Origin of the sequence: Gilliamella sp. App2-1 (genome assembly GCF_001690255.1) — a bacterium.
Lineage (GTDB): Bacteria > Pseudomonadota > Gammaproteobacteria > Enterobacterales > Orbaceae > Gilliamella > Gilliamella apicola_G.
In genome coordinates this window covers 1-336 of record NZ_LZGR01000034.1, presented here as the reverse complement: position 1 = coordinate 336, position 336 = coordinate 1, and the positions used below count along the sequence as shown (strand labels likewise).

Annotated in this window: 1 protein-coding gene; it reads right to left on the bottom strand. The window is 39.9% G+C overall.

Annotation, left to right across the window (positions count from 1 at the left end):
- A partial coding sequence (locus tag A9G22_RS11810) for an IS3 family transposase (RefSeq protein ID WP_141669978.1) occupies positions 1-336 on the bottom strand: 336 nt, incomplete at both ends.

The window sequence follows — 336 nt, the reverse complement described above, 5'->3', positions numbered from 1 at the left end:
ATACCTAACGCCTCACGATTAAAGTCATCGATGACATTGAATGTCCTAAAGCGACGTTGATTACAGCTACTATCACTCATAAAATCCATTGACCAACATTCACCTTGTTTATTAGGAACCAATAGCCTTTCTGGGCTTCGTGGAGGAATACGTTTTTTACGCTTTACCCTGAGATTAAGCTTTAATTCACAATACACCCGATATACCCGTTTATGATTCCATTTATAGCCGAGCTTTCTGATACGATTAAAGCATTTAGGAAAGCCCCAGCGTAAATGCCGGTCTGTGATAGCATTCAATACCGAAACAATCACCGAATCATCCTGTAACTTAGGT